This window comes from Polynucleobacter sp. TUM22923 (genome assembly GCF_030295705.1).
Lineage (GTDB): Bacteria > Pseudomonadota > Gammaproteobacteria > Burkholderiales > Burkholderiaceae > Polynucleobacter.
Window position 1 is genome coordinate 1627686 of sequence record NZ_AP027274.1, and the last position, 23209, is coordinate 1650894.

Here is a 23209-nt window from a genome sequence, read left to right on the forward strand (position 1 = left end):
TCATGAAGTCTGAGACTTACGACATTGTGATTCAAGGCGGCGGCCCAGTTGGCCTAGCCTGCGCTGCATGGTGTTTACAGAAATTTCCTGAGGTCAGCCTCACGCTATTGGATCGCAACCCGATCAATGATGCGGATTTAGTAGCGGGTGATAGTAGAGGCACTGCCCTCTCTCACGGCAGTAAATTACTGCTGGATACGATCCATGCTTGGCCCAGTGATTGCGCTGATATTCACAGCGTACACGTATCGCAAGCAGGTCGCTTTGGTCGCGCACTCATGAAACGTGAAGAGCTGGATCAAGATGCACTTGGACATATTGTCCGCTACCGTGATATTCACCTTACGCTACGTCTAGCACTGAGAGCAATTCAAGCCCACAGCCCAAATTTTGTATGGCAACAGATTGAGGCAAACCAAGACCTTGGCGATATTCATGGGCGAGTTGTGGTGCATGCCGAAGGTGGACTCTTTAAAACCCAAGACTGGGTTGAGTCTGGGCGAGACTATCAGCAATCGGCTTTAGTCGGTTTGGTTGAAGTTGAAAAGGCCATCCCTCATCAAGCATGGGAGCGCTTCACCCCGGAAGGTCCTTTAGCAATTCTGCCTAGTCACTTTGGCCCGCACACACTTAATTTAGTTTGGTGCGCAAGTCCAGATGCCTCACAAGCACGACTCGCATTAGGTGATGCTGATTTTTTACGTAGCCTGCAAACAGCATTTGGCTCACGCGTTGGGCAATTTTTAAAAATACGAGATCGCCGCCTTTACGAATTGGGCCTGAACTACCGCAAAGAAATTACCTCTGGTAATGAGGTGTGGATTGGTAATGCTGCGCAGGCTTTGCACCCTGTAGCTGGTCAAGGTCTTAACCTAGGGTTCAGAGATGCCTATCTCTTGGCGGAAAAGCTCAGCATGCTGTTCTCCCTAGCGGATGCACAAAAGACTCCAGCTGCAATTGAAGAGTCCCTGCATGAATATGCCCAAAGCCGAAAAGTAGATCGAATGGCTACTATTGGCCTTACGGACTTTATGGCGAGAATCTTTACTTCTGATCTAGTCCCCATCGTATTAGCCCGGGGATTGGCTTTATCGGCTCTACAGTGGCTTCCCCCAGTCAAAACAGCCTTAGCCCGGCAAATGATGTTTGGTAGGCGCTAAGGCTCTGTAATACGCTGACGCACTGGTCAAGACCAGCACGCTTCATGTAATCTTATTTCCTTAATCTGCCTATTTTTTAAGCAGATTGAACTCTATTTATGCTAAAGTGACAGCCTTTCCAGCGCTCAATAGATTTGCTTTAGCCAAAAACATCCATGAAGATCGGCCAACACCTTCTTGCAAATAGACTTTTTGTCGCTCCAATGGCGGGGGTCACTGACCGCCCATTTCGGCAGCTATGCAAAAAGCTGGGTGCCGGCTATGCCGTATCAGAAATGATTGCGTCTAATGCCCTACTCTGGAAAAGTGAAAAAACCCAGCGTCGCGCTAATCATGAGGGAGAGTTCAATCCCATTGCCGTCCAAATTGCTGGCGCGGATCCGCAAATGATGGCTGCTGCAGCTCAACTCAATAGAGACAATGGCGCACAAATTATTGACATTAATATGGGCTGCCCCGCTAAAAAAGTATGCAATGTAGCTGCCGGCTCTGCCCTACTCAGAGATGAGCCTTTGGTACAGCAAATTCTGGAAGCGGTGGTCCAAGCCGTTGGTGTAGGACCTGATGCCATTCCGGTGACTTTAAAAATTCGCACTGGCTGGGATCGTGAAAATAAGAATGCCATCGCCGTAGCACAGCTTGCTGAAAAAGCAGGCATCTCGATGCTCACGGTTCATGGTCGCACCAGAGCGGATCTCTATCATGGCGAAGCAGAATATGAAACGATTACAGCAGTAAAGAATAGCGTCGCTATTCCGGTTGTGGCGAATGGTGATATCACCACCCCTGAAAAAGCAGCCTTAGTTTTACAAGCGACCGGTGCTGATGCCATCATGATTGGCCGTGCCGCTCAGGGTCGCCCTTGGATTTTCCGTGAGATTGATTATTTTTTGAAAACAGGTGGCAAGCTACCTACACCGCAAATTAATGAAATTCAGGAGATTATGAATAGTCATTTGATTGACCATTATGAGTTCTATGGTGAATATGTTGGGCTGCGTACTGCACGGAAACATATTGGTTGGTATTGCAAGGGCTTACGAGATTCGCATGCCTTTCGACAGAGAATGAATACGGCTGACGATTGCAAAACGCAATTGCAAATGGTCAATGATTTCTTTAATGAGATGAAGTCCCATTCAGATCGATTGCTTTTTTTAGAGGCCGCTTAACTCACTTTTTTATGTTCTTCATTTTCGCTGCACCTGATATTTTAATTTAGCGCTAAAACACTACTTATCCATTACCTGCCCATGACTACCAAGCATCCCATAACTGAATGTATCGAGACTCAGCTGCAACAATACCTTGATGACCTCAAAGGCACGCCACCCTCAGACCTCTATCAAATGGTGTTGGCAGTTGTAGAAAAGCCGATGCTCGAATTAGTCATGCAGCATGCTAAACAAAATCAGTCCTTAGCGGCGCAGTATTTAGGCATCAATCGCAATACACTTCATAAGAAACTTGCTGAGCATCAGCTGCTCAAGTAATTACCTCTTTCACATTTTTTATTCACCCAATACCCTCGCCCAATATGATCCGTACAGCCCTACTTTCCGTCTCCGATAAAAATGGCATTGTGCCCTTTGCCAAAGCTCTTCATGAGCAAGGCATCAAGCTTATCTCTACAGGTGGAACGGCAAAGCTGTTAGCTGAAAATCATTTGCCCGTTGTCGAAGTATCTTCCTTAACCAAGTTTCCTGAGATGCTAGATGGTCGCGTCAAAACACTGCACCCGATGGTACATGGGGGATTATTAGCCCGCAGAGACCTGCCCGAGCATATGGCTGCACTTCAAGAGCATGGAATTGATACGATTGATCTGTTGGTGATTAACCTCTATCCATTTAATGAGACGATTGCCCGTGAAGACTGCTCATTTGAAGATGCAGTGGAGAATATTGATATTGGTGGCCCAGCAATGTTGCGTGCTGCCGCAAAAAATCATCAAGATGTCACGGTGCTCATTTCGCCTGAAGACTATGAGCCTGTCTTAGCAGAAATGAAAGCCAATCAGAATGAAGTCTCCTATAAGACTAATCTGCGTCTTGCTAAAAAAGTATTTGCGCACACTGCCCAATATGATGGCGCTATTGCTAACTACTTAAGCGCATTGGGCGATGATCTAGATCACAAAGCACGCTCAGCATATCCAGCTGTTCTGCACCTCGCTTTTGAGAAGGTCCAGGAAATGCGCTATGGTGAGAACCCCCACCAATCCGCAGCCTTCTATAAAGATATTCAGGCGGTAGAAGGTGCCTTAGCAAACTATCATCAACTGCAAGGTAAGGAGCTCTCCTACAACAATATTGCAGATGCAGACTCCGCTTGGGAATGCGTTAAGAGTTTCTCAAATCAGGCTGGAGGTACTGCAGCCTGCGTCATCATTAAACATGCAAATCCTTGTGGTGTTGCCGTTGGTGATCATGCCTTGGAAGCCTATCAAAAAGCATTCAAAACGGATCCAAGTTCGGCCTTTGGTGGAATCATTGCCCTTAATGTTCCCTGTGATGGCTTAGCAGCCGAAACTATTTCCAAGCAATTTGTTGAAGTGTTGATTGCGCCAAGCTTTACAGACGAAGCTAAAGTCATTTTTGCCGCCAAACAAAATGTCCGCTTATTAGAAATTCCGCTGGGCGTTGGATTTAATGGTTTTGATTTCAAAAGGGTTGGAGGTGGCTTACTCATTCAATCCCCGGATGCTAAAAATGTACTGCAAAGTGAAATGCGGGTTGTTAGCAAAAGATTGCCTACCCCGAGTGAAATGCATGACATGATGTTTGCCTGGCGTGTCGCCAAATTTGTGAAATCGAATGCGATTGTGTATTGCGCTAACGGGATGACTCTGGGGGTCGGTGCCGGCCAAATGAGTCGGGTGGACTCTGCCCGTATGGCTAGCATCAAAGCAGAGAATGCCGGTCTGAGTCTTAAAGGCTCAGCCGTTGCAAGTGATGCCTTCTTCCCCTTCCGAGATGGTCTAGACGTGGTTGTGAACGCCGGCGCAAGCTGCGCCATTCAACCAGGTGGCAGCATGCGTGATGATGAAATCATTGCCGCTGCAAACGAACATGGTATTGCGATGATCTTTACGGGCATCCGTCACTTCCGTCACTAAGTTATCAACGAGAAAAGTTAAATTAATAGCATGCGCTGGATAGGAATTGACCCGGGTCTTCGTATCACTGGTTTTGGTGTCATTGACGTCGATGGGCAAAAACTGACTTATGTCGCCTCTGGGACGATCGAAAGTGGTGACCCTGCTCAAGGTTTGCCAGAAAGATTGGGCATCTTGTATGCTGGCATTAAAGAGGTTTTAGAAACTTACCATCCAGAAGCTGCTGCAATTGAAGAGGTCTTTCTGAACGTCAATCCTCGCTCTACCTTAATGCTTGGGCAGGCTAGAGGGGCCGTGATTGCCGCCCTCGTCTCTGAAAAACTCTCCGTTGCTGAATACAGCGCTCTTCGAGTCAAGCAATCTATTGTTGGGACTGGGCGTGCAGCCAAGCCGCAAGTCCAGGAGATGGTTAAACGTCTTCTGAGATTGAGTCGTGCTCCGGGAACGGATGCTTCTGATGCTTTAGGTGTAGCGATCTGCGCAGCCCATCATGCTCAAATTCCGAAAGCCATTAGCGCTGCATTAGCGCCTAAGAAACGCAGCAAGTAATCTCATCACAGGTTAATATCTCATAATATGATCGGTCGCATCCAAGGCATTCTTGTCTCTATTCACCCACCTCGCCTACTAGTAGATTGTCAGGGAGTTGGATATGAGATTGACGTACCCATGAGCACTCTGTACCAGCTCCCAGAGGTCAATCAAAAAATTACCTTACTAACGCACTTCCAAGTTCGCGAAGATGCTCAGCAGCTCTTTGGTTTTGCAACAGAAACAGAGCGCGCTGCTTTTAGGGCTTTAATCAAAATCAGTGGTGTTGGTTCTCGTACCGCTTTAGCGGTGCTATCTGGCATGAGCGTCGATGAGCTAGCTCAGGCAATTGCCATGCAAGAAGCGGGCCGCTTGACCCAAGTACCTGGTATCGGTAAAAAGACTGCCGAACGTCTTTGCTTGGAGCTAAAAGGAAAACTGATCGCAGGGCTGGAAGTGATCCCCGGAAAACCAAATGTCATTGAAGCTAGCAGTGAAATACTGCAAGCACTTCTTGCATTGGGATACTCTGAGAAAGAGGCGCATCTAGCCCTCAAACATATCCCTGCTGATAGCTCAGTCTCGGATGGCATCCGAATGGGTTTAAAGCACCTCTCTAAGTCTTAAATAAGCACTACACTTGTGACATGGCAATACATACCGAAGACTTGAGCGCTATTCCTGAAGACTTACCAGAATCTACTTCAGATCGACTGGTGAGTGGGGCTGTTGGTAATTCAGAGGCTATCTTCGAGAGAGCCTTACGCCCAAAACAGTTAGATGAATACGTTGGTCAAACTAAGGCGCGAGCCCAATTAGAAATTTTTATTGCTGCTACCAGAGCAAGGGAAGAAGCGCTAGATCACGTCCTTCTCTTTGGGCCTCCCGGCCTAGGCAAAACCACCCTGGCACACATCATTGCGCGAGAATTAGGGGTGAATTTACGCCAAACTAGTGGACCCGTCTTAGATAGACCCGGTGATCTTGCAGCCCTACTCACTAATCTTGAAACTAATGACGTCCTTTTTATTGATGAAATTCATCGTCTTTCTCCAGTAGTAGAAGAGATTCTGTACCCAGCCCTAGAGGACTACAGTCTTGACATCATGATCGGTGAAGGCCCTGCTGCACGTAGCGTGAAGATTGATCTGAAACCCTTCACCTTAATTGGTGCAACAACGCGCGCAGGCATGCTAACCAACCCGTTACGTGATCGTTTTGGCATTGTCGCTAGGCTTGAGTTCTATACCACCGAAGAACTCACCAAAATTATTAATCGCTCTGCCAATTTACTGAAAGCCAAGATCGATCCCGCTGGTTCTGTTGAGATTGCTAAACGCGCTCGTGGTACTCCTCGCATTGCCAATCGCTTGCTGCGTCGCGTACGAGACTATGCAGAGGTCAAAGGCACTGGTGTTATCACCAAAGATATAGCCGATGCCGCACTCAAGATGTTAGATGTTGATCCTAGTGGATTTGATGTAATGGACCGAAAGTTACTCGAGGCTATCTTGCATAAATTCGATGGCGGCCCAGTTGGCATTGATAACTTAGCTGCTGCTATTGGTGAAGAGCGCGACACTATTGAAGATGTTCTAGAGCCCTACTTAATTCAGCAGGGATATTTGCAGCGTACCTCGCGCGGACGAGTAGCCACTCGCCAAGCCTACGCCCATTTTGGACTGACGCCACCCATCGGATCCATTGGCTCAGAAGGCTAGAGGCCTAAATATCCAGCTTATCGCTGTAGACTTTATTTCAGCGTTACCTTAGCAAAGCGGCGTTTTCCTACCTGTAGCAAGTAAACTCCTGCCGCCAGCTTCATGGCTTTGTCGCTGACAGTCGCACCATCGATCTTCACACCATTTTGCTCAAGATTGCGATTGGCCTCAGAGGTAGATGGTGCTAATCCAGCGGCTCTAAGCAGATTTGCAACACCCATTGGCGCGCCTTCTAGACTTACTTCCGGAACATCATCTGGAATACCACCCTTAGCTCGATGATTAAAATCTTCTAGCGCTTTTTCTGCAGCAGCTGGTGAATGAAAGCGACTAACGATCTCTTGACCAAGCAATACTTTGCAATCGCGTGGATTACGACCGGCAGCTATCTCTTGTTTCATGAGATCAATTTCTGCCAAGGGGCGGAAAGAAAGTAATGTGAAGTAATCCCACATCAGATCATCTGAAATACTCATGAGTTTGCCAAACATCTCGCTTGCAGGCTCGCTGATGCCGATGTAATTGCCTTTAGACTTACTCATTTTCTCAACGCCATCCAACCCTACCAACAAAGGCATTGTCAAAATACATTGGGGTTCTTGGCCATACTCACGTTGAAGCTCGCGGCCTACTAAGAGGTTAAATTTCTGATCAGTGCCACCAAGCTCAAGATCGCTCTTTAAGGCTACGGAGTCATAACCCTGCATGAGTGGATACAAAAACTCATGTACTGAGATCGGTACTCCGCTTCGATAGCGCTTTGTAAAATCATCCCGCTCTAGCATTTGAGCCACCGTATATTTTGCTGCCAACTGAATCATGCCGCGCGCGCCCAAGGGGTCGCACCACTCACTGTTGTAGCGTACTTCTGTTTTAGCGGGATCAAGAACCATGCTTGCCTGACGATAGTAAGTCTGCGCATTGACAGCAATTGCTTCTGCAGTCAAAGGTGGCCTAGTGGCATTGCGACCAGACGGATCACCAATCATGCTGGTGAAATCCCCAATCAAGAAAATCACGGTATGACCTAAATCTTGAAGCTGACGAAGCTTATTGAGAACAACCGTATGCCCAAGATGAATATCGGGTGCCGTTGGATCTAAGCCTAACTTAATCCGCAAAGGTACGCCTGTAGCCTGGCTTTTTGCCAGCTTCTTAATCCAGTCAGCCTCAACCAGCAGCTCATCAGAGCCCCGCTTAGTGACTTCAAGGGCTTCAAAAACTGCAGGAGTTAGTGGATATTGTTGTTCTGGTTTACCCGTCATGCGTTATCGATTCACCGAGTCGGTTAAATTAGTATTTATATTGCTAAAGCATAATTGTCGCATTCCTGAGAACAAAGCTCTGATACCGTATGAATAAGCTCCGCTCCCTCTTCATTGGACTCATGTCTGGCACTAGCCTAGACGGGATTGATGCCGTGCTTGCAGAGCTAGGTTCCGATGGAGAAACCACCCTGATCGGGTCAGTGAGCGCCCCATTCACCCCAGAATTACGCAAAGCCCTCTTCGACCTTCAAAGCCCGGGCCCAAACGAGATCCACCGTGAAAACCAAGCAGCTAATGCCCTGGCAATCAGTTATGCCCAAACCGTTCAACTATTACTCGCTCAGTCTGAGCTGACCCCCTCCGATATCAAGGCTATTGGTGCTCATGGTCAAACTATTCGTCATCAAGCAGATTTACCTCATCAGCTAGCCTATACCCATCAGACCCTCAATGCAGCCCTTCTAGCAGAATTAACGGAGATTGAAGTGATCGCTGACTTTAGAAGTCGTGACTTGGCTGCAGGGGGGCATGGGGCACCGCTAGTGCCTGCTTTTCATCAACAGCAATTTGGCTCAGGTCAAAATATTGCCGTCCTTAATTTAGGCGGCATTGCTAATCTCACACTGCTACCCATCAATGGAGAGGTCACCGGTTTTGATTGTGGCCCGGGAAATATGTTGATGGATGCCTGGATCTCAGATCAGCAAGGGCACGCATTTGATCGAAATGGATTATGGGCATCACAAGGTCAAGTCCATCCAACATTACTGAACAAGATGCTGTCAGATGCATTTTTTACTAAAGCCCCACCAAAGAGTACTGGGCGAGATGACTTTCATTTGACATGGCTGCAACAACAAATCGGTGCTGACAATATTCATGCCGAGGATGTTCAAGCTAGCCTTTTGCATTTAACAGTTCACTCAGCTTTACAAGCCTTAAAGTGCTATGCACCCCAAACCCAAAAGCTGATTATTTGCGGGGGTGGTGCACGTAATGGAATCATGCTGGAGGTTTTTAAAACCTACGCTGCAGCATTATTTAAAGATGAGCTCAAGATTGTGACCAGTGATGCACTAGGGGTTGATCCGCAGCTGGTAGAGGCCCTTGCTTTCGCTTGGTTGGCATGGGCTCACAAAGAAAAACGGCCAGCAAATTTGCCGGCCGTAACGGGTGCGAAGGGTCCTAGAATTTTAGGCGCTTGCTACCCAGCTTAAGTAAATGTAAGACTTTTCTTTAGTTGATTCTTTAAGCGGAGAAAGAAGAGCCACAACCGCAAGAAGAACTTGCATTTGGATTCTTAATCACAAACTGTGATCCATTGATATCTTCTTTGTAGTCAATCTCAGCACCAACCAAATATTGGAAGCTCATTGAATCAACCAATAAAGTAACGCCGTTCTTTTCAAAGAGGGTGTCGTCTTCGTTTACAGCATCATCAAATGTGAAGCCATATTGAAATCCTGAGCAACCGCCTCCCTGAACAAAGACGCGCAGTTTGAGTTCTGGGTTGCCCTCTTCAGCAATCAAATCTGCAACCTTAGCTGCAGCACTATCGGTAAATACCAATGGTGTTGGTGGTTCAGCAAAATCTTGAACCGCTGTGCTTGTTTCTTGAGTAGCTAATTGGGTCATGGTTTACTCCTAATTCAAATGACAATATTTTATTTTAGGCCTTTAATGGCCTGCGTGCCAAAAGGTCTTTATCCCATCAACTAGGGCGATACAGCAATTTGAGTCAATCCAGTCGTCTCAGGCAGACCAAACATCAAGTTTAAGCACTGAACGCCCTGACCCGAGGCCCCTTTGACCAGATTGTCCTCAACCACCAAAATAACCAGGGTATCGCCGTTTCCAGGACGGTGGATGGCGACTCTTAATCCGTTACTTCCCCGTACAGAACGTGTTTCTGGATGGCTGCCTGCAGGCATAACATCCACAAAAGGCTCATCTTTATAGAAATTCTCATACAACTCTTGATAATCCACACCCATACCTGCCTCAGTTAAGCGGGTATAGATGGTCGAATGAATGCCGCGCACCATCGGCGTAAGGTGTGGCACAAATGTCAGGCCAATCTGATCATGGCCTGCAATTGCCTTTAATCCTTGAACAATTTCAGGGAGATGGCGATGGCCTTTAACGCTGTAAGCTTTAAAGTTATCACTCGCTTCTGAAAGCAGGGTTCCGATCTCGGCCTTGCGTCCAGCGCCTGACGTCCCAGATTTTGAATCAGAAATAATGTGCGTGCCATCAATCAACTGCTTTCCACCGGTGGACTTTTGGGACAGTAACGGTGCCAAACCGAGTTGTACAGAAGTAGGGTAGCAACCAGCCAAACCTACCACTCGGGCTTTTTTAATAGCCTCCCGATTGATTTCCGGTAAGCCATAAACTGCTTCGGCCAAAATCTCTGGGCAACTATGCTCCATGCCATACCACTGAGCAAATTCTTTCACATCCTGCAAACGAAAATCCGCAGCAAGATCCAAAACCTTAACCCCCGCAGCTAAGAGTTCTTTTGCTTGCGCCATCGCAACTCCGTGGGGGGTAGCAAAAAACACTGCATCACATTCCGTTAGCTTTGCATCATCGGGGGTAGAAAATTTCAGATCAATACGGCCCCGTAAAGATGGAAATAGATCTGCTACTGGTAAGCCAGCTTCTGTGCGTGAGGTAATCGCCGTAATCTGCACCTCAGGATGCTGCGCCAAAAGACGCAAGAGCTCGACGCCGGTATATCCCGTGCCACCTACAATGCCAACCTTAATCATGCTTTTCTCCGAAATGCAAAGCGAACGCAATACTGTAATCACGCCACAGAATGAATACTACCCAATCTCACCATTGTAGAAACAAAAAGGGCCGCTTGCGCGACCCTTTCATCAAACTTTAGCGACTGAAAGAAATTAGCGCTTACTGAACTGCTTACGACGACGCGCGCCGTGCAGACCAACTTTTTTACGCTCAACTTCACGAGCATCGCGAGTAACCAAACCTGCTTTAGACAGGGCTGGCTTCAAGGTATTGTCGTAGTCGATTAATGCACGAGTCACACCGTGACGCACTGCACCAGCTTGACCAGTTTCACCACCACCACTAACGTTCACTTTAATATCAAAGGTTGTTAGGTGTGCCGTGAGAGCCAAAGGCTGACGAGCAATCATGCGAGATGTTTCACGAGCAAAGTAAGCGTCGATGGGCTTACCGTTAACGATAATGTCACCTTTGCCAGTTTTCATGAATACGCGTGCCACAGAACTCTTGCGACGACCCGTACCGTAATTCCAATTTCCGTAATTAATAGCCATTTGGTTTCCTTAGATCTCTAACGCTTTTGGCTGTTGAGCCGCATGCGGATGACTGGCGTCGCCATAGACTTTCAATTTCTTGATCATGGCATAGCCTAATGGGCCTTTTGGCAACATACCCTTCACAGCCTTCTCTAAGGCGCGACCTGGAAAACGGTCTTGCATTTTGTCGAAGTTAGTCGAGCTAATACCGCCTGGGTATCCACTGTGACGGTAATAAATTTTGTTCAAGCCTTTTGTGCCTGTGACACGCAGCTTAGAAGAGTTGATGACAACAATAAAGTCGCCGGTATCAACGTGTGGGGTGTATTCAGGTTTATGCTTGCCGCGTAGACGGAGTGCCACTTCACTGGCGACACGACCGAGGACTTTGTCCGTAGCGTCAATCACGAACCATTCATGCACTACCTCATGGGATTTTGCAGAAAAAGTTTTCATGATTTCTTAAATTGTTATAGTCAAAAAATACTCCAATTAAGCTACTTCTACCTTGGCCCTGCTTATATTTGCAAGCTCGCAGATTCGTTAACTTCATCGGTACAACAATCGCCATTGACTAGATGGCAACTCAGTAAAGCCTTAAATTATAACCCAAAAAAAACCCAGGAACGAGTCCTGGGTTGGAATCCACTTATGTTTAAGTGGAGGAGACACTGGGAGAAAACCAAGTCTTATACAAGACTAACTTTCAATATGAACATTGTACCTATAAATATGGTGCAACGCAAGAAACTTGATTAAAATCAACTTTATGCTGCTTTTTAACCAAAACAAGGATGTAATAAAATTGATAAACTATTGATAATATTGATTAATTTAGTAAGTAAGGGGTCACTAATATGGAGTGTAAAGTTTCTTGGCTAGGTACGGATGGCATGGCTTTTTCAGCCGAAACGGGTAGTGGCCACCTTGTAAATATGGATGGCGCTCCCGAGGCTGGTGGCAGAAACCTGGCCCCAAGGCCTATGGAACTGCTGTTAGCTGGTGCCGGTGGATGCTCAGCGTTCGATGTGGTGTTAATCCTTCAGCGCTCTAGACAGGCCATTACAGCTTGCAATGTCAGTCTTCAGGCGGAGCGTGCCAGTGAGGACCCTAAGGTCTTTACCAAAATCAATCTGCACTTTCAGGTTACCGGCAAAGATCTCGATGCCGCTAAGGTGGATCGGGCGGTGAAACTGTCTCATGAGAAATATTGCTCGGCGACTGCAATGCTAGCCAAAACTGCTGAGCTGACCTACAGCGTTGAGGTCATTGCGGAATAAGTGCAGAGTCAATCGATAAGCCGGATTCTGTCGCCCAGATTTGCATCTGGGGGCAATCATTCCTCTAGGCCGGCAGTTACCTGACGGCTCAAGCTCCCTACCCGCAGACTCAGCGGGTCGCCTCATCGCCTGCTTACTTGGGATTGCTCCAGGTGGAGGTTACCGCGTTTCACCGTAACTAAATACGCTCGTCTCTGTGGCCCTATTCCTCACGTCACCGTGGATGGCCGTTAGCCATCACCCTACCCTATGGAGTCCGGACTTTCCTCCCCCTCAATAAAGAGGCGGCGATTGCCCAATTGACTCTGCGCATGCAGTCTAACGCAGTCACAGAAAAAACGCTTGAAATTAAATTAGCCCAAAGACCATGCAATCGTTTCGCCAGCACGTAATGGGACGATTGTTTCATTACCCAAGGGCAACTCAGCCGGAATAGATTGCGCTTGCTTTACTAGTGTTATTTTTTTGGTATTGCGAGGCAGGGAGTAAAAATCAGGTCCAAAAAAGCTAGCAAAACCTTCTAATTTATCAAGTCGATCTACGCTTTCAAAGGCCTCTGCATAGAGACCTAGGGCATTAAAGGCGCTGTAGCAACCCGCACAACCGCAAGCCGCCTCTTTTGCACCTTTGGCATGCGGCGCACTATCAGTACCCAAGAAAAATCGAGTGTTACCGCTTGTGGCGGCCTCAAGCAAAGCAACACGATGCTCTTCACGCTTGAGAACAGGAAGGCAATAGTGATGCGGACGAATACCGCCGGAGAAAATGGCATTGCGATTCATCAATAAATGTTGAGGAGTGATTGTTGCAGCGATAATGTTTTTCCCGTTGGTTTGCGTATCGCGAACATAGTGCACCGCCTGCCTTGTGGTGATGTGCTCAAAGACGATCTTGAGCTCAGGAAAATCCTTACGTAGCGGCTCAAGCACCTGGTCAATAAATACGGCCTCACGATCAAAGATGTCGATGTGCGCACCCGTCACTTCCCCGTGCAACAGTAATGGCATACCCACCATTTGCATGGCTTCCAGAACACCATAGCAGTGCTTAATATCGCTTACCCCGGCATCACTGTTGGTCGTTGCACCCGATGGGTATAGCTTAAATCCAATAATGCCAGCAGCCTTAGCTTTACGCACCTCCTCTGCAGCAGTATTGTCGGTCAAATACAAGGTCATTAATGGCGTAAAACTGTTGACGCCTAACAAGTGCAGATTGGCCTCAATGCGAGCACGATATTCCACCGCTAAATCAACTGTAGTTACTGGCGGCCTCAAATTTGGCATGATGATGGCGCGCGCGAACTCACGAGCAGTATCAGCCAAAACATCCCTCATCACTTCGCCATCACGGATGTGCAAGTGCCAGTCATCTGGCTGAGTTATTTGAATCGATTGAATTGAGTTTATAGGCATATATTTATTCAGTATTAACCAAGATGATGCGGAAATCATTCACATTCGTCAGTGTAGGGCCAGTTTCCACCAAAGCATCTAATTGTGCAAAAAAACCATAAGAATTATGTTGCACCAAATATTGCCCCGCAACTAAACTTTGCGCTTGGGCGACCGCCCGAAGCTCAGGGCTAAACCAAGCACCAGCATTCTTCTCGCTGCCATCAATACCATCAGTGTCTGCCGCTAAGGCAGAGACATTTCGAATGTCATGAGTGGCGTTAAAAAATGAAAGTAAAAATTCACTGCAGCGTCCGCCACGCCCTTGTATTCCAGTTGGCAATGTCACAGTGCACTCACCCCCAGAAATAAAAGCAAGCGGTTTTTTCTTGAGCCGTCCATCAGCAATTGCTTTTTTCACTAGATCCGCTTGCTCTATACCGACATGCTGGGCTTCGCCGGTGATCGTATCCCCCAAAATTACTACCTCATAGCCAAGCCGGTCTACATAATCTGCTGCTGCCTCTAAACTTTTGTAAGCAGTAGCAATCACATGATTATTCACTTGGGCGGATTGCAAATCTTGCTCTTTTAAAGTCTCCGCAATCTCGCCTAAACATCCACGCCACAAGTGATCTAAGACTGATGCAGGAATAACCCCCTCACCCAAATGATATTGATGAAGCAGGTCTACGGCATCTTGATAGGTTGAGTAATCAGCAGCACATGGACCGCTACCAATATCAGCAGGTAAGTTACCCGTTACATCAGAAATCAATAAAGCCTCCACACGAACGCCCTTAGCAATAGCCAGCCTTGCTAAATTACCACCCAAAATAGCTGACAGATGCTTGCGAACAATATTCATTTCCTCAATGGGCGCACCAGAACGCAATAAAGCTTCTGTGGTCTGGCGCATATCATCCATGGTGATGCCGGCTTGTGGAAGCGTGAGTAGACTAGAACCTCCGCCGGAAATCAGGGCAATCATGACATCACCCTGCTTTAAGTCGTTAACAAGATCAAAGATGGCTTTAGCACCATCCATTCCAGCTTGATCTGGTAAGGGATGTCCGGCTTCGATAATCTGAATATGACTAGTTGGAGAGTAGTGCCCATAGCGAGTAATCACCAGTCCCTCTAAAAAGACTTGAGGCCAATGTATTGCCGCATAAGATTCCAAGGCGCTAGCCATTGACGCACTTGCCTTACCAGCACCCACAACCAGACATCTCCCCTTAGGTTCTTGTCCTGGCAGAAAAATCTGTTGAAGGCATTCTGGAACGATTAACTTTGGATCAGCAACCGCTACAGCCGCTGCAAATGCATTTTTGAGGATCGTTTCTGCCGAAGTCATACCCGTATTCTAATCAAGGGTAGCGCGTTCTTGCATCTGCCACATTTCTGCATAGTGGCTATTGGCAGCCAATAATTTTGCATGCGTACCGCGCTCAACAATCTGACCGCGTTCCATAACAAGGATTTGATCAGCATGAATAATGGTAGAAAGTCGATGCGCAATAATCAAAGTAGTGCGATTTTTAGCTAAGCCCAATAACTCTTCCTGGAAAGCTCTCTCTGTCTTTGAATCCAAAGCAGAAGTCGCCTCATCAAAAATCAACATAGCCGGTTTTTTCAATAAAGTGCGGGCGATAGCTACCCGCTGCTTCTCACCACCGGAGAGCTTGAGGCCCCGCTCGCCCACTTGAGTGTCATATCCATCTGGTAGACGCTTAATAAAGCTATCAATCTGCGCTGCTCTTGCAGCCTCATGGATTTCCTCGATCGAGGCATTCGGATTGCCGTAAGCAATGTTGTATCCAATGGTGTCATTAAATAACACCGTATCTTGTGGCACGATACCAATTGCTTTACGCAAACTAGTCTGAGTCACCTGAATAATATTTTGTCCATCTATTAAGACCTGACCAGACTGAACATCATAAAAGCGAAACAATAAGCGGGCTAAAGTGCTCTTACCCGCCCCGCTGCGACCCACTACAGCAGTAATTGTTCCGGCTGGGATATTAAAACTCACATCACGCAAAATTTCTCGCTTCTGATCATAGTGAAACGAGACATTTTCAAAGCGCACATCAGGGCCTAGCCCATGATTCGCTATTTGCAAAGGTTTGGCGTTCGGAATATCGGCAACTTCCTTGTCCGTATCAAGCAGCGAAAACATTCTATCCATATCGGTTAGCGCTTGTTTGATCTCACGATAGATCACTCCCAAGAAATTTAAAGGAATATAGAGTTGAATCATTAGGGTGTTGACCAACACCAGATCACCCAAAGTCATCGTTTGATCAATCACTCCCAGCGTCGATCGCCATAGCACTAAGACTAAGCCAACGGCAATGATCATTTGCTGACCTAAATTGAGGACTGCCAACGATTTTTGAGACTTCACTGCAGCAACTTGATAACGCTGAAGGTTCTGATCATAGCGCCCAGCTTCAAACGCTTCATTACCAAAGTATTTGACAGTCTCAAAATTGAGTAAAGAATCAATCGCCTTTTGATTGGCTTTTGAATCCATCTCATTCATTGTGCGCCGAAAATGGGAACGCCATTCAGTGACCACTACGGTGAAGGCGATGTAGAGCACTAGTGCGACCAAGGTAATCACTGCAAACCAAATATCGTATGCATAGGCTAGATAGCCTAAGACCAAGCAGAACTCGATCAAAGTAGGCAAGATACTGTAAAGCGAGTAAGAGATCAGTGACTGTATCCCGCGAGTACCGCGTTCAATATCACGGCTCACACCGCCAGTTTGTCGTGCTAAATGAAAGCTGAGAGCCAAGGCATGTAGATGCTCAAATACTCTAAGAGCAACCTTACGAACGGCATTTTGAGTTACGCGTGCGAACAAGGACTCGCGTAATTCTGTAAATAAAGAAGTTGATATTCTTAAAAGGCCATATGCCAAAATCAAGACTGTAGGAACGACTAGTAGGACCTGTGCAGAATCTGATTTGATATTTAAAGTATCAATTAATTGCTTCATCAGAATTGGAATTCCAAGATTACTTACCTTGGCGGCAACAAGACAAGTTAAAGCAATCGCAACTCTGAATTTATATTCCAGCAAATAAGGAAGTAAATCGCGAATGACTTTCCAATCATTTCCCTGAGCAGCCGTAGGAGTTTGTGCGGAGTGATGGTGGCCTGATGCGGGTCTCATGTGTCTACCTTAATCTAATACTGAAAATAACTGCGAAATAGCTTGGCCATTGCTGGGTGAAAAACACAAGCTAGCAGCCTCTTGAAAATGTACCCACTGATAAGCTACATGCTCTCTTGGAGCGAGTGTAATGGGAGTGTCATCAGGTACCAGTAGTGAAAACCAATGCTCGGTATTTTTGATCACTCCAGGGGCATATCGATGACGCCACTGGGGATAAATCTCATAATCAATCTGATGATGCATACTTTGCAATGCGCCTAAAGATAGGAGGGCAACATTAATTCCTGTTTCCTCGTGCACCTCTCGCGCAGCGGCTACAGAAAGATCTTCATCAATCGCATCAATACTGCCAGTAACCGATTGCCAAAAGTTAGCCTTATCAGCTCGCTCAATTAATAGGACTTCCCCATTCGATTTATAGATTACTACTAAAACCGAAATGGGGATTTTCAAGATACGGTAAAAGTCTTTTATTAAGCCGCTGGAGTCGTTTGACGCAAGCGAATATGCAATTCGCGTAACTGACGCTCATCAACTGGGCTAGGAGCCTGAGTTAGCAGGCACTGTGCGCGCTGTGTTTTAGGAAAAGCAATAACGTCACGGATCGAATCAGCACCGGTCATCATGGTCACAATACGATCCAATCCAAAGGCAACGCCTCCATGGGGAGGAGCGCCGTACTGCAATGCATCTAACAAGAAACCAAACTTTGCCTGAGCTTCCTCAGGACCAATCTTCAATGCGCGGAATACTTTACTTTGCACTGCCTCTTGGTGAATACGTACTGAGCCGCCACCGATTTCACTACCGTTTAGAACCATGTCGTACGCTTTTGCTAGGCACTTGCCTGGATCAGATTCAAGATAATGCATATGCTCATCTTTAGGGCTTGTGAACGGATGATGGCAGGCTACCCAACGAGCGTCGCCCTCGTCGTAATCAAACATTGGGAAATCTACAACCCATAATGGCTTCCAACCTGCAGTAGAAAGGCCATGAGCTTTACCCCAAGTAGAGTGCCCAATTTTCAAGCGCAAGTTACCAATGGCATCGTTAACTACTTTTTCTTTGTCGGCGCCAAAGAAAATAATATCGCCATCTTTAGCGCCAGTGCGCTTCAGAATGCCTTCGATAGCAGCATCATGTAAATTCTTAACGATTGGGGATTGCAAACCATTACGACCCTCTGCCACAGAGTTCACTTTGATCCAAGCCAAACCTTTAGCGCCATAAATACTGACAAATTGGGTGTAGTCGTCAATTTCGCTACGGCTAATTTCTGAGCCTCCTGGTACGCACAGACCAACGACGCGCCCACCTTCTTGATTAGCTGCCCCGGAAAATACTTTGAAATCAACATCCTTCATTAAATCTGTTAATTCAGTAAATTCAAAATTCACACGCAAATCTGGCTTATCCGATCCAAAACGTGCCATGCCTTCGGAGTAGGGCATGGTTGGGAATGGATTTGCTAGCTCCACATTCATCGTTGTCTTGAAGATGTGACGAATCATATTTTCAAATAACTCACGAATCTCAATCTCGTCCAAAAAGGCGGTTTCACAGTCGATCTGAGTAAATTCTGGCTGACGATCAGCGCGCAAATCTTCATCGCGAAAACACTTAGTAATTTGGTAGTAACGATCAAAACCTGCCACCATCAATAGCTGCTTAAATAACTGGGGGGATTGTGGCAAAGCAAAAAATTGTCCATCATGCACACGAGATGGCACCAAGTAATCACGTGCGCCTTCAGGAGTACTCTTCGTCAACATTGGCGTTTCAATATCAATAAAGCCTGCAGCATCTAAGTAACGACGGCATTCCATGGCTACGTTGTAGCGCAAACGTAAATTCTTTTGCATTTGCGGACGACGCAGATCTAGGACTCGATGCGTTAGACGTGTGGTCTCAGACAAATTCTCGTCATCAAGTTGGAATGGCGGGGTAATCGAGGCATTCAGAATGACTAAGCCATGACAAAGGATTTCCACTTTTCCACTGACAACATCATTGTTTTCAGTGCCCGTAGGGCGGGCACGCACTAAGCCTTTAATTTGAATGCAGAACTCATTACGTACTTGCTCTGCTAATCCAAACATCTCTGGGCGATCTGGATCGCAGACAACCTGAACAAAACCTTGGTGATCTCTTAAATCAATAAAGATCACGCCGCCATGATCACGGCGACGATTAACCCATCCAGAGAGGGTGACTTCTGTACCAATAAGAGCTTCAGTTACCTGGCCGCAGGTGTGGCTTCGCATCGACATAACAATTTCCTATAAATCAAAAATGAGGATCTGACTTAATAGCAGTCAAATGAGTGGGGCTGGAGGGTGGAACTGATCCCATAGAAACAATATGCTTAAGCGCCTCTTCAACACTCATATCTAACTCTATGGTGTGAGCACGAGGCACGATCATAAAAAATCCAGATGTAGGATTTGGGGTGGTGGGCAAAAATACATTGACATAATCGCCCCCTAACTTAGCAGCTACTTCCGTCGCAGGGTTACCCGTCTGGAAGGCAATAGCCCAAGACTCAGCGTGAGGATACCGAATCAATAATGCCTTGCTAAAAGCTTGGCCGCTTCCAGAAAATAGTGTTGAGGAAACCTGTTGAACACTAGAGTAAATTGAGCGCACGATTGGAATGCGATTCATGATGCGATTCCATACCTTCATCCACCACTGCCCTGCAAAACTAATTGCCAACAAACCGGTAAACATAATGACGGCAATTACGATCAAGATGCCAACTGCTGGTAACTCTCGGAAATGTTGCAAGCCTGGGGAGAACTGAATCGGAAATACGGCAATAATGGCATGCATTACAGACCCGAATACGCCGTCAAGCAAACCTAGGCCCCAGGTAATCACCCAGATGGTGACAGCCATAGGTGCCCACACTAGGATGCCTGCGATAAAGTATTTTTTCATATGCTTTTAAGGTAATTACTGCTTGCGCTACGCTCAACCTCTTATTTTAGCGGGTTAGGCGCAGTATGGCGATAACGCCACTAAAGATTCGAGCCAATCAGCAAGATACCAGCCAAAAACCCGCCTGCAAACAGTAAAGCCCCAACCAGTAAGCGATGGGTACGCCTTTCTTGCAGTAAAAGACCTTTTAAGACTTCTAATTCGCCTTTTTGATCTTTTAATTGCACCGGGGGGCGCGACAAGGCCTCGGCGATCAAACGGGGTAAGGTTGGCAGAATTTGAGCCCATCCAGGTGCTTCAGCCTTGACTCCGTCTACCAAGGCTCGCCAACCTAGCTGCTGGCTGATCCATTTTTCTAAGATGGGCTTGGCAGTCTTCCAAAGATCAAGGTCGGGATCAAGTTGACGCGCAAGACCCTCTACATTTAATAAGGTCTTTTGCAACAGGGTGAGTTGAGGTTGAATTTCCACTTTAAAACGTCGCGAAGTTTGGAACAAACGCATCAATACAATGCCTAAAGAAATCTCCTTCAAAGGACGATCAAAATAGGGCTCACAAACAGAACGAACCGCCCCTTCCAATTCTTCAACGCGGGTATTGGCAGGAACCCAGCCAGATTCGATATGTAACTCTGCAACTCGTCGGTAATCGCGATTGAAAAAGGCAAGGAAATTCAAGGCAAGATAACTTTTATCAGACTGACTCAGTGCCCCCACAATCCCAAAATCAAGCGAAATGAAGCGGCCAAATGTTTCTGGCTCCAAGCTAATCATGATGTTTCCAGGGTGCATATCCGCATGAAAAAAACCATGCTCAAATACTTGTGTAAAAAAGATCTCCACACCATCTGCGGCTAATTTTTTAAAGTCTACCCCTGCAGCTCTTAAATCTGCGGTGCGTCCAATAGAAATGCCATTCATTTTTTCCATCACAATGACATTGGTATGGCATAAATCCCAATACATTTCGGGAATCATCAGCTTAGTAGAGTCTGCGAAGTAGCGTCGAAGTTGGCTGGCATTTGCAGCCTCCCTCATCAGGTCCAACTCATCATGTAAGTGAGTATCAAACTCAGCAACGTTCTCGCGAGGCTTTAAACGACGGCCATCTTCAGAAATTCGTTCAATGATTTTTGCCAAGTCATACAACAACGCTAGATCACCCTCAATTACTGGGAGGATACCGGGGCGTAAGACCTTGATGGCAACAGCACGACCCTCCCACTCTGGGTACTTCTCCGTACCACGTAAAAGACCAAAGTGAACCTGCGCTACAGAGGCGCTCGCTACTGGTGTCGCATCAAATTCAAGGAAAATTTCTGCAATCGGCTTTCCCAATGCTTTCTCAATAAGGCGGCAAGATTCTTCATTAGAAAAGGGTGGGACTTGATCCTGTAACTTTGCCAATTCATTTGCAATATCTTCAGGTAATAAGTCACGACGAGTCGAAAGTACTTGTCCGAACTTAACAAAAATAGGGCCTAGCGCTTCTAAAGCTAACCGAATTCGCATGCCCCTGGGTAAAGCTTCCCCAGGCGATGTCCAACAAATGATTGATAACAAGCCACGACGCATTCCTGGCTTGAGGATATCGCGAAGTAAAGGTAACAAACCATAACGCCATGCAGTAAAGAAAATAAATGAAAGTCGGGCAAGTCTACGCACTATGAACTAACCTTTTTTCTCTAAAAATTGGATGCGTTTTTCCATGCGATCCACCGCATCACGTAAAGCGCTTAATTCATTCTTGCGAACCATAAAATCCTGCTTATTTAAAAGTATCTTTTTTTCTTCGCTGATGTACTCAACCATATTTTCTAGTAGATCTTTTACTGCAGCACGTCCAGATAATATGAGTTTCTGACCCTGCTGCACCGCAAAGTGCGCTGGAGCATCGCCGATAAAGCGCGCTAAATCCTCTTCATATTCCCAGCGAACCTGACCAGCGAGTCGACCTAATAACTGAGCTAGATCGGCATCTCCAGTAATTCGTACTGCCTTGATGGCCTGGTCTCGAAAACTTCCAGAGCCCCCCATCAATGCAGTCAACCCATCTGCTGATATTAACAACTCCAAGGTGGAAACCTCTACAGCTGGTGAAGCTGCCAGCAAACCCTCGGGCGTCAACTCAAAATATAGGTCTCCTACCGGAAGTTTCAGCAGTATCACCTTACCTGCATGCCTAGCTAGCTCAGACAGAGCCCAAGGCTCTGCAGTCAATACATGATTAATGCCACGACAGGCTGTAGCTGCTGCAATAGAGTGGCTTGCTGGAGAGATAGTGTTCATCAGTGTAAAAAACCCGCACAAGTGCGGGCTTTCAGTGGAAAGTATCTAAGCTTAAACTAACTGCTGGATACCCGCCAGTACCCAACCACCAGGACCAGTTACCGGCTTACTGAGATTCCAAACCTCAGTAAAGTTATTAGCAGGCGCATCGGCCTGCTCACGAATCATGCCGGAAAACTGAACACTGCAGTAATAAGTATCGCCAACAGTCTCAACACCCAATAACTGGGCATTCAGCGTTACTACTTCCGTTTGATTAGCGGCATCAGCACGACCAGAGAGATCTTGCTCAATCGTCGCAAACATCTCTGGTGTCGCAAACTCACGTAAAGCTACTAAGTCAACCTTGTCCCAGGCTTTTTGCAAACCCACAAAATACTGCTTAGCATTTTCTAAAAAGGCGTATTCATCGAATCCTGGCGGCAATGTTGACACAAACGGTGCAGGTTCGGGCTGAGAGGCCATGGCACCAGCTCCGCTAAAAGCATTTGCAGCCGGTGTAAATGCGGGCTCCTGTCTAGGCGCCTGATCCATCTGGGTACGCTGCATGCCCTGAGATGGTACTTGTGGGCTACGGCCTGCTCCAGATAAAGTGGGTAGCAACTTTCTAATAACGAACATTAATACAAAGCCTGCCAACACTGCTATTAATAGACCAGTGATCATGGATGAGGCAGCATCACCTAAGCCAAAATGGGACAAAAGATAACCAATTCCAAGCCCTGCAGCTAAGCCGCCCAAGATACCGCCCATACCCCCAAAGCGACTGGGTGCAGCAGCTGGTGCTGGCGCTGGAGCAGCTGGCTGAGCCTGCTGCGCTGGTTTTGGGGTTGGGGCAACTTGTTTTTGCATTGGCGCACTTGGTGCTTTGCCAAAACTTTTCCCACCACCAAGGCGAGCAGCATCAACATGGCCAACAGAAGCAAATAACAAACTTAAACTCACTAGTACTGCTTTGAAAAAATGCTTATTCATCTTTTTGTCTCCTATGGAACTACTTAAATTCTTAAGTGCTAAAAA

The 23209-nt window shown here is 46.7% G+C and carries 23 protein-coding genes and 1 other RNA gene; 9 read left to right on the forward strand and 15 right to left on the reverse strand.

What is annotated here, in order from left to right:
* Positions 1–2: 2 nt before the first annotated feature.
* From QUD86_RS08280 to ruvB, 7 genes are all read left to right on the forward strand, one after another.
* The gene (locus tag QUD86_RS08280; RefSeq protein ID WP_286296585.1) at positions 3–1160 is read left to right on the forward strand and encodes an FAD-dependent monooxygenase; all 1158 of its coding nucleotides are present in this window, start codon (positions 3–5) and stop codon (positions 1158–1160) included.
* Between the two features lie 155 nt (positions 1161–1315).
* The gene (dusB, locus tag QUD86_RS08285) at positions 1316–2332 is read left to right on the forward strand and encodes a tRNA dihydrouridine synthase DusB (RefSeq protein WP_286296588.1); all 1017 of its coding nucleotides are present in this window, start codon (positions 1316–1318) and stop codon (positions 2330–2332) included.
* An 81-nt stretch (positions 2333–2413) separates the two neighbouring features.
* The gene (locus QUD86_RS08290) at positions 2414–2653 is read left to right on the forward strand and encodes a helix-turn-helix domain-containing protein (protein ID WP_100379749.1); all 240 of its coding nucleotides are present in this window, start codon (positions 2414–2416) and stop codon (positions 2651–2653) included.
* Between the two features lie 44 nt (positions 2654–2697).
* On the forward strand, positions 2698–4278 hold the full coding sequence (purH, locus tag QUD86_RS08295) for a bifunctional phosphoribosylaminoimidazolecarboxamide formyltransferase/IMP cyclohydrolase (protein ID WP_286296592.1): 1581 nt from the start codon (positions 2698–2700) through the stop codon (positions 4276–4278).
* A 30-nt stretch (positions 4279–4308) separates the two neighbouring features.
* Positions 4309–4827 (forward strand): crossover junction endodeoxyribonuclease RuvC, encoded by a 519-nt coding sequence (gene ruvC, locus QUD86_RS08300; RefSeq protein ID WP_286296594.1) that lies wholly within the window; start codon positions 4309–4311, stop codon positions 4825–4827.
* Between the two features lie 27 nt (positions 4828–4854).
* A complete protein-coding gene (gene ruvA / locus QUD86_RS08305; protein WP_286296596.1) occupies positions 4855–5436 on the forward strand; it encodes a Holliday junction branch migration protein RuvA in 582 nt (193 codons plus the stop codon).
* Between the two features lie 20 nt (positions 5437–5456).
* Positions 5457–6530, forward strand: a complete 1074-nt coding sequence (ruvB, locus tag QUD86_RS08310) for a Holliday junction branch migration DNA helicase RuvB (RefSeq protein WP_286296597.1) — start codon at positions 5457–5459, stop codon at positions 6528–6530.
* 32 nt (positions 6531–6562) lie between these two features.
* Here the strand turns inward: ruvB and tyrS are convergent, their stop codons facing one another.
* Entirely contained in the window at positions 6563–7795 is a 1233-nt protein-coding gene (gene tyrS, locus QUD86_RS08315; protein ID WP_286296598.1) for a tyrosine--tRNA ligase, read from the reverse strand.
* 89 nt (positions 7796–7884) lie between these two features.
* Between tyrS and QUD86_RS08320 the strand changes: the two genes are divergently transcribed.
* Positions 7885–9015, forward strand: a complete 1131-nt coding sequence (locus QUD86_RS08320) for an anhydro-N-acetylmuramic acid kinase (protein WP_286296600.1) — start codon at positions 7885–7887, stop codon at positions 9013–9015.
* 31 nt (positions 9016–9046) lie between these two features.
* On the opposite strand, the gene erpA is transcribed toward QUD86_RS08320, so the two are convergent.
* The 4 genes from erpA to rplM all read right to left on the reverse strand — a co-directional run bounded on the left by erpA (position 9047) and on the right by rplM (position 11547).
* The gene (erpA, locus tag QUD86_RS08325; protein ID WP_198508752.1) at positions 9047–9433 is read right to left on the reverse strand and encodes an iron-sulfur cluster insertion protein ErpA; all 387 of its coding nucleotides are present in this window, start codon (positions 9431–9433) and stop codon (positions 9047–9049) included.
* 80 nt (positions 9434–9513) lie between these two features.
* The gene (gene argC / locus QUD86_RS08330) at positions 9514–10572 is read right to left on the reverse strand and encodes an N-acetyl-gamma-glutamyl-phosphate reductase (RefSeq protein ID WP_286296601.1); all 1059 of its coding nucleotides are present in this window, start codon (positions 10570–10572) and stop codon (positions 9514–9516) included.
* 135 nt (positions 10573–10707) lie between these two features.
* A complete protein-coding gene (gene rpsI / locus QUD86_RS08335; RefSeq protein ID WP_286296602.1) occupies positions 10708–11109 on the reverse strand; it encodes a 30S ribosomal protein S9 in 402 nt (133 codons plus the stop codon).
* A gap of 9 nt (positions 11110–11118) precedes the next feature.
* Positions 11119–11547 carry a 50S ribosomal protein L13 gene (gene rplM, locus QUD86_RS08340; protein ID WP_015422034.1) on the reverse strand — a complete coding sequence of 143 codons (429 nt, stop codon included), beginning with the start codon at positions 11545–11547 and terminating at the stop codon, positions 11119–11121.
* 401 nt (positions 11548–11948) lie between these two features.
* Between rplM and QUD86_RS08345 the strand changes: the two genes are divergently transcribed.
* The gene (locus tag QUD86_RS08345) at positions 11949–12371 is read left to right on the forward strand and encodes an OsmC family protein (protein WP_286296610.1); all 423 of its coding nucleotides are present in this window, start codon (positions 11949–11951) and stop codon (positions 12369–12371) included.
* Here the strand turns inward: QUD86_RS08345 and rnpB are convergent.
* The 10 genes from rnpB to QUD86_RS08395 all read right to left on the reverse strand — a co-directional run bounded on the left by rnpB (position 12372) and on the right by QUD86_RS08395 (position 23164).
* An RNA gene (gene rnpB / locus QUD86_RS08350) (RNase P RNA component class A) lies at positions 12372–12678 on the reverse strand. It abuts the gene before it with no gap.
* Positions 12679–12724: 46 nt separating this feature from the next.
* Positions 12725–13786, reverse strand: a complete 1062-nt coding sequence (gene pyrC, locus QUD86_RS08355) for a dihydroorotase (protein WP_286296612.1) — start codon at positions 13784–13786, stop codon at positions 12725–12727.
* 4 nt (positions 13787–13790) lie between these two features.
* Positions 13791–15122, reverse strand: a complete 1332-nt coding sequence (locus tag QUD86_RS08360; RefSeq protein WP_286296613.1) for a glycerate kinase type-2 family protein — start codon at positions 15120–15122, stop codon at positions 13791–13793.
* A 9-nt stretch (positions 15123–15131) separates the two neighbouring features.
* A complete protein-coding gene (locus QUD86_RS08365) occupies positions 15132–16955 on the reverse strand; it encodes an ABCB family ABC transporter ATP-binding protein/permease (RefSeq protein WP_286296614.1) in 1824 nt (607 codons plus the stop codon).
* Positions 16956–16964: 9 nt separating this feature from the next.
* Positions 16965–17411 (reverse strand): dihydroneopterin triphosphate diphosphatase, encoded by a 447-nt coding sequence (gene nudB, locus QUD86_RS08370; protein ID WP_286296615.1) that lies wholly within the window; start codon positions 17409–17411, stop codon positions 16965–16967.
* 20 nt (positions 17412–17431) lie between these two features.
* Complete coding sequence (aspS, locus tag QUD86_RS08375; protein WP_286296616.1) at positions 17432–19231, reverse strand: aspartate--tRNA ligase; 1800 nt, start codon at positions 19229–19231, stop codon at positions 17432–17434.
* A 16-nt stretch (positions 19232–19247) separates the two neighbouring features.
* A complete protein-coding gene (locus tag QUD86_RS08380) occupies positions 19248–19901 on the reverse strand; it encodes a DUF502 domain-containing protein (RefSeq protein WP_286296617.1) in 654 nt (217 codons plus the stop codon).
* Positions 19902–19981: 80 nt separating this feature from the next.
* Entirely contained in the window at positions 19982–21565 is a 1584-nt protein-coding gene (ubiB, locus tag QUD86_RS08385) for a ubiquinone biosynthesis regulatory protein kinase UbiB (protein ID WP_286296618.1), read from the reverse strand.
* 6 nt (positions 21566–21571) lie between these two features.
* Complete coding sequence (locus QUD86_RS08390; protein WP_286296622.1) at positions 21572–22189, reverse strand: ubiquinone biosynthesis accessory factor UbiJ; 618 nt, start codon at positions 22187–22189, stop codon at positions 21572–21574.
* 51 nt (positions 22190–22240) lie between these two features.
* The gene (locus tag QUD86_RS08395) at positions 22241–23164 is read right to left on the reverse strand and encodes a Tim44 domain-containing protein (RefSeq protein WP_286296624.1); all 924 of its coding nucleotides are present in this window, start codon (positions 23162–23164) and stop codon (positions 22241–22243) included.
* Between the last annotated feature and the right edge of the window lie 45 nt (positions 23165–23209).

Coding starts and splice junctions, on each gene's coding strand:
- QUD86_RS08280 (WP_286296585.1), top strand. CDS start 3: ATGAAGTCTGAGACTTACGACATTGTGATTCAAGGCGGCGGCCCAGTT.
- dusB (WP_286296588.1), top strand. CDS start 1,316: ATGAAGATCGGCCAACACCTTCTTGCAAATAGACTTTTTGTCGCTCCA.
- QUD86_RS08290 (WP_100379749.1), top strand. CDS start 2,414: ATGACTACCAAGCATCCCATAACTGAATGTATCGAGACTCAGCTGCAA.
- purH (WP_286296592.1), top strand. CDS start 2,698: ATGATCCGTACAGCCCTACTTTCCGTCTCCGATAAAAATGGCATTGTG.
- ruvC (WP_286296594.1), top strand. CDS start 4,309: ATGCGCTGGATAGGAATTGACCCGGGTCTTCGTATCACTGGTTTTGGT.
- ruvA (WP_286296596.1), top strand. CDS start 4,855: ATGATCGGTCGCATCCAAGGCATTCTTGTCTCTATTCACCCACCTCGC.
- ruvB (WP_286296597.1), top strand. CDS start 5,457: ATGGCAATACATACCGAAGACTTGAGCGCTATTCCTGAAGACTTACCA.
- tyrS (WP_286296598.1), bottom strand. CDS start 7,795: ATGACGGGTAAACCAGAACAACAATATCCACTAACTCCTGCAGTTTTT.
- QUD86_RS08320 (WP_286296600.1), top strand. CDS start 7,885: ATGAATAAGCTCCGCTCCCTCTTCATTGGACTCATGTCTGGCACTAGC.
- erpA (WP_198508752.1), bottom strand. CDS start 9,433: ATGACCCAATTAGCTACTCAAGAAACAAGCACAGCGGTTCAAGATTTT.
- argC (WP_286296601.1), bottom strand. CDS start 10,572: ATGATTAAGGTTGGCATTGTAGGTGGCACGGGATATACCGGCGTCGAG.
- rpsI (WP_286296602.1), bottom strand. CDS start 11,109: ATGGCTATTAATTACGGAAATTGGAATTACGGTACGGGTCGTCGCAAG.
- rplM (WP_015422034.1), bottom strand. CDS start 11,547: ATGAAAACTTTTTCTGCAAAATCCCATGAGGTAGTGCATGAATGGTTC.
- QUD86_RS08345 (WP_286296610.1), top strand. CDS start 11,949: ATGGAGTGTAAAGTTTCTTGGCTAGGTACGGATGGCATGGCTTTTTCA.
- pyrC (WP_286296612.1), bottom strand. CDS start 13,786: ATGCCTATAAACTCAATTCAATCGATTCAAATAACTCAGCCAGATGAC.
- QUD86_RS08360 (WP_286296613.1), bottom strand. CDS start 15,122: ATGACTTCGGCAGAAACGATCCTCAAAAATGCATTTGCAGCGGCTGTA.
- QUD86_RS08365 (WP_286296614.1), bottom strand. CDS start 16,955: ATGAGACCCGCATCAGGCCACCATCACTCCGCACAAACTCCTACGGCT.
- aspS (WP_286296616.1), bottom strand. CDS start 19,231: ATGTCGATGCGAAGCCACACCTGCGGCCAGGTAACTGAAGCTCTTATT.
- QUD86_RS08380 (WP_286296617.1), bottom strand. CDS start 19,901: ATGAAAAAATACTTTATCGCAGGCATCCTAGTGTGGGCACCTATGGCT.
- QUD86_RS08390 (WP_286296622.1), bottom strand. CDS start 22,189: ATGAACACTATCTCTCCAGCAAGCCACTCTATTGCAGCAGCTACAGCC.
- QUD86_RS08395 (WP_286296624.1), bottom strand. CDS start 23,164: ATGAATAAGCATTTTTTCAAAGCAGTACTAGTGAGTTTAAGTTTGTTA.